Source organism: Streptomyces zinciresistens K42 (assembly GCF_000225525.1).
GTDB classification, from domain to species: domain Bacteria; phylum Actinomycetota; class Actinomycetes; order Streptomycetales; family Streptomycetaceae; genus Streptomyces; species Streptomyces zinciresistens.
The window spans coordinates 1-5,009 of sequence record NZ_AGBF01000312.1 but is presented as its reverse complement, the minus strand read 5'-3'; the positions used below and the strand labels follow the sequence as shown (position 1 = coordinate 5,009).

Genomic DNA, 5,009 nt, shown 5'->3' with positions numbered 1-5,009 from the left:
CGCCCGCCCGCGCTGCCGATGCGTGGCCCGTGCGCGTGCCCGTGTTCATCGCCGAAGGACGGGCCATGCGCGCCTTCCCTGCCGGGACCATGGGGGGCCATAGGTTCTCCCTTCTCCGCTGGGGCGGGCGCCCCGGAGTCGGCGGACCCGGCACGTCGGCAAGCCCGCTCCTCCTCGACGCGACTCGGTCCTACGCCAGGTGCAAGCACGTCACCCGCCGAGCGGTCGACGCAGGAGGCAGGGACAGCACATTCTAAGTCGCCCTCTGTTCCAGCCTGCCGCCGCTGCGCGCCGGGCACCAGCCAGCCCGATATCGGCCGGCAGTGCCATCTCCTCACGTGCCGCATGTACTGGTCGGCCGTCCAAGAGGACGGCGTTCAGCCAGGGGCTGTGATCCCGGGGCAGCCGGATCCGGGACGGTCAGCACCTCCCGCACGCCGGGGGAACCTCAACCGCGCGGCCCAACACGGCCTGGCGGTACCGGAGATCAACGAGTTCACGTCCACCACGGGTTTCGGAGTCAGCGCCCTCGTGGACGGCCACCGGGTGCTGGTCGGCCGGCCCGGCTTCCTCACCGACGCCGGCATCGACCTCACCTCCGTGGCCGAGACCATCGGCCGCCTGGAGAGCGAAGGCCACACCGTCGTGGCGGTCGCCCGCGCCGACACACCGCTCGGCGTGATCGCGCTGGCCGACGCACCCCGCCCGCAGGCCGCCGGCACCATCGCACGGCTACGCGTCGAGGGCCTGGTGCCCGTCCTGGTCACCGGGGATAACCCCCGCGCCGCCCGCCACATCGCCCGACACGTGGGCATCGACGAGGTCCGCGCCGAAGTCCTCCCGGCAGGCAAGGCCGACCTGGTGCGCGCGCTCCAGGCCGACGGCGCGAAGGTGGCCATGGTCGGCGACGGCATCAACGACGCCCCCGCCCTGATGCAGGCCGACGTCGGCATCGCCCTGGGCAGCGGCACCGACATCGCCACCGAGTCCGCCGACATCATCATCGTCCGCGACGACGTCGGCCTCGTCCTGACCGCACGGGACATCAGCCGCCGCTCCTACCGGCGCGTGAAGCAGAACGTGGCGCTCGCCTTCACCTTCAACGGCATCGGCATCCCCTTGGCCGCCACCGGCCTGGTCCACCCGGTGTGGGCGATGGTCGCCATGGCCGCCTCGGTTACCACCATCTTCGTCAACTCCATCGGAGGCCGCCCCACCCTGCTGTTCCAGGCCATCACCAGCGTCGGCCGCCGACCGGGGAACACCTAACACCAAACCGGCCGGCTGCCGAGGTCCGCCCGCGCGCCGCGCCCCTCAGATCTTCGCTGCGGATACAGGTGCAACCTCCGGGCGGGGTTGTCGGTCGCGGCCCGGGCGGCCTGGGGCGTACGGCCTGTGAGACCCGGTTCAGCCCCAGCCGCTCGGGGCGGTGCCGGAGAGGATCTGCTCGATGATCGGACGTCCGACCTCGTACGCCTCGGCGACGGGCAGCACCCTCGCGTCGGGGTGTTCGGCGAGCCAGTCCTCAGCGGCGTCGGCGCCGGCGAAGAAGTGGACCTGGTTGCAGAAGGCGGCGCGGACCGAGGACGGCGCGTCGGGGGTGACGAGCGAGACGACGGCGGTGGCCGGCTCCACGTGGGTGGGCCCGTCGGGGGTCACGGTCAGGCGCACGGGCTCCCCGGTGGCCCGGCAGGGGGAGGTGACCCGGGCTGTGTGGCCGAGGATGGCCGGGAAGACCAGGGTGTCCATGGCACACCAGGCGTACAGGGTGCGGCCGCCCGTCTCGTAGCGGTGCGGTGTGGGGTTATGGGTGAGGCCGTTGCCGATGATGCGGCCCTGGGTGTCGTACTCGGTGTCGGCCATGTCTGCCAGCGCCTCGCGGATCTCGTCCACGGTGCGTCCGGCCTGGGCGGCGAGCTGGTCGACGGTGACCGGCTCACCGGTCGCCAGCAGCGTCAGCAGCGGGCGCAGCAGCCAGAGCTTCACTCCGGGGGCACGGTTGACCGTGTCGGTGAAGCGGGCGGCGAGGTTCTGGGTGTCGGTGTTCACGGCGGGTTCTTCCCTTCCTTGTATGGATGGGTCCGATGCCGCCGACCGTAGGGTCTGACCCCGGGGTGAGGGTCAAGCCCGCAGGTCGCAGCCGCGCGGATCACCGGCCCAGCACAGGTCGCCCTCCGCGAGGTGCGCCTCGTGTTCGGTCTCGAACTTCTCGATCCGGTCGAGGATCTGCTGCTGGGCGGCGATGCGCTGCCGCACCCGCTCGCGGGAGCGGGACAGCAGCGCGGCCAGGTGCGAACCGACCGGCTGCCCGGCGCCGTCCGCCCAGCCGGCGGTCAGCTCACGGATCTCGGCCACGGTCAGGCCCAGACCCCGCAGCTCGCCGATCAACCGCACACACCACAGGGCATCGGTGTCGTACAGCCGATAGTTGGCCGGGCTGCGGCCGAGAGTGTAGATCAGCCCCAGGTCGGTGTACTCGCGCAGAGCCTTGACACTCACGCCGGTGCGACGGGCCAGCTCCCCGACGGTAATCGGCCGGGATCGGTTCCTCTCCACGGAACTTCCCTCCACCCTCCAGGCGGCTCAGCCGGCGCAGCAGGAGAGCTTGGCTACGTCGCTGGTGAAGGTCTGGGCAGCGAGTTTGAGGGCTTCGGCCATGGTCAGGTACGGGGCCCAGGTGTGGGCGAGCTGATCGACGGTCATGCCCGCGGTGATCGCGTAAGTGGCGGCGGTGATGAGGTCCCCGGCGCCGTCGGCGATCACGTGGACGCCGAGCACGCGCCGGGTGTCGGCGTCGGCGACGAGCTTGACCAGGCCCCGGGTGTCGCGGTTGGCTAGCGCGCGCGGTACGTACTGAAGTGGCAGGGTGCGGCAGTCGCATCGGATGCCGGCCTCGGCGACCTGGGCGTCGGTCATGCCGACCGCGGCGATAGCGGGGCTGGTGAAGGTGACCCGGGGCAGGGCGGCGTAGTCCAGCGTGCGGTTCGCTCCGGCGAAGGCGTTGTCGGCAACCAGGGTGCCCTGGGCTGCCGCGACGTACACGAACTGCGGGCCTCCGGCGACGTCACCCGCAGCCCAGATCCGCTCGTTCGTGGTGCGCTGACAGTCGTCGACGACCACCTCGCCACGAGTCCCGGTCTTCACCCCCACCACGTCGAGGTTCAGGCCCGCGGTGACCGGGCGGCGGCCGGTGGCGATCAGCAACTGCTCGGCCCGCAGCTCGGTGGAGGCACCGCCACGGCGTGCCGTGAGGGTGTAGCCGTGCTCGTCACGCCGCACAGCGATGAGGGCCGCGCTGGTGTGTACGGCGATGCCCTCGTCAGCGAAGACCTCCTCGATCGCGGCAGAGACTTCGGGCTCCTCGAAGGGGCCGAGCCGGTCCAGCGCCTCGATGACGGTCACCCGGGTGCCGAGGCGGGCGAAGACCTGGGCCTGCTCCAGACCGACCGCGTTCCCGCCGGCCACCACCATCGACTCCGGCAGCACGTCCAGCTCCATGGCCGTGGCGGAGGTCAGGTAGCCGGCCTCGACCAGGCCGTCGACGGGCGGTGCCCAGGGAGCAGAGCCGGTCGCGATCAGATAGTTGGCGGCCTCGATGCGGCGGGAGCCGCCGTCATTCAGGCCGACCTCCAACAATGGGGCCTCGGTGGTCCCGGTGAAGGCGGCGGTGCCGTGCACGATCTCCCAGCCGTAATCGTCCGCGAGGCCGGTGTACTTCTCCGCGCGCAGCTGATCGACCAGGGCCTCCTTGCCATCGATCAACTCCCCGAAGCCGACAGGCAGTTCTGCGGCGCCGAGCCCAGGGAAGCGTCCGGCCGCCTCGGCTCCGTGGCGGACCTCGGCGGCGGCCAGCAGCGCCTTGGACGGCACGCAGCCCACGTTCACGCAGGTGCCGCCCGTGGTGCCGCGCTCGACCATCACCACCCGCCTGCCCTGGTTCGTTGCGGCGATGGCGGCGGCGAACGCCGCCGAGCCGGAGCCGAGGACCGCCAGATCGAAGCCGGATCCCGTCGTGGTCATGGTGCCGCCTCCTCGTGCGGAGCCCGGAATTCCGAGCCCACTGCTATGCGGGTTGCCGAATACGTCAACGACTCCATAGTATGCGCTTAGGCGAATAGTTCCAGTTGTGGAGGCCACCCGTATGCCCCAGCGCCTGAACACCCTCACCCCATCCACCCCGGCCGCAGATGACGTGCCGTGCACCCATCTGGACACGGTGGCGAAGTTCTTCCGCGCCCTGTCCGACCCCACCCGGCTCAAGCTGCTGGAGTTCATCCTGCGCGGCGAACGCACCTCAGCCGAATGCGTCGAGCACGTCGGCATCTCCCAGCCACGCGTCTCGGTACACCTGTCCTGCCTCGTCGACTGCGGCTACGTCACCGCCCGCCGGGACGGCAAAAAACTGCGCTACTCCGCCGGAGACCCCCGCGTGGCCGACCTGGTCGTACTGGCTCGCTCCCTGGCCGCGGACAACGCCGCCGCCCTGACCTGCTGCACCCGCATCCCCGGCAACCAGGGCTGAGAGCCGCAAGGAGAGTCCGCCCATGTCTGCGACCCACCGGCCCCCGGCCGCAACAAGGAGCCCTCCGGCAGCGGCCCGGCCGCGGCCGGGCTCGGCATCGCGCTGCTGATGATCGCCTGCTGCGCCCTGCCCGTCCTCATCGCCGGTGGCGCGATCGCCGGGCTCGGCGGAATCCTGGGCAATCCCTGGCTGATCGCCACCGCCGTCGTGCTCGTCGCCGCCGGGATCACAACGATCGTGCGTCGCCGTCGCTCCGGCCGCGACGCCTGCTGCCCGCCCACCGAGGCGGATAGGAACCGCACCGACCGAGACCACGTGCACGACCCGGCCGACCAGGAAGGTCCGTACAACCGATGACTCCATCCCTGCCCCGCCGCCGCGCCGTTCTCGCCCTCGCCGGGGCCATCGTGGTCGCGGCGGCCGCCACGGCCTGCGGCACCGGGGACACCTCAGCCACCAAGGCCACCTCCGGTGCGGCCCAGGGAGA

General features: G+C 71.5%; 6 protein-coding genes. 3 read left to right on the top strand and 3 right to left on the bottom strand.

Features of this window, described 5'->3' with window-relative positions; all coding sequences use genetic code 11:
* Positions 1–390: 390 nt before the first annotated feature.
* On the top strand, positions 391–1,269 hold the full coding sequence (locus SZN_RS35305) for a heavy metal translocating P-type ATPase (RefSeq protein WP_007504888.1): 879 nt from the start codon (positions 391–393) through the stop codon (positions 1,267–1,269).
* A gap of 138 nt (positions 1,270–1,407) precedes the next feature.
* Here the strand turns inward: SZN_RS35305 and merB are convergent, their stop codons facing one another.
* From merB to merA, 3 genes are all read right to left on the bottom strand, one after another.
* A complete protein-coding gene (gene merB, locus SZN_RS35300; RefSeq protein WP_007504886.1) occupies positions 1,408–2,049 on the bottom strand; it encodes an organomercurial lyase MerB in 642 nt (213 codons plus the stop codon).
* A gap of 72 nt (positions 2,050–2,121) precedes the next feature.
* Positions 2,122–2,556, bottom strand: coding sequence for a MerR family transcriptional regulator (locus SZN_RS35295; protein ID WP_279627043.1), 435 nt, complete (start codon positions 2,554–2,556; stop codon positions 2,122–2,124).
* A 27-nt stretch (positions 2,557–2,583) separates the two neighbouring features.
* A complete protein-coding gene (gene merA / locus SZN_RS35290) occupies positions 2,584–4,020 on the bottom strand; it encodes a mercury(II) reductase (protein WP_007504881.1) in 1,437 nt (478 codons plus the stop codon).
* Positions 4,021–4,141: 121 nt separating this feature from the next.
* Between merA and SZN_RS35285 the strand changes: the two genes are divergently transcribed.
* Both SZN_RS35285 and SZN_RS35280 read left to right on the top strand, forming a co-directional pair.
* Positions 4,142–4,522 carry an ArsR/SmtB family transcription factor gene (locus tag SZN_RS35285; protein WP_007504879.1) on the top strand — a complete coding sequence of 127 codons (381 nt, stop codon included), beginning with the start codon at positions 4,142–4,144 and terminating at the stop codon, positions 4,520–4,522.
* Positions 4,523–4,630: 108 nt separating this feature from the next.
* Positions 4,631–4,879, top strand: a complete 249-nt coding sequence (locus SZN_RS35280; RefSeq protein ID WP_007504877.1) for a hypothetical protein — start codon at positions 4,631–4,633, stop codon at positions 4,877–4,879.
* The last annotated feature ends 130 nt before the right edge of the window (positions 4,880–5,009 follow it).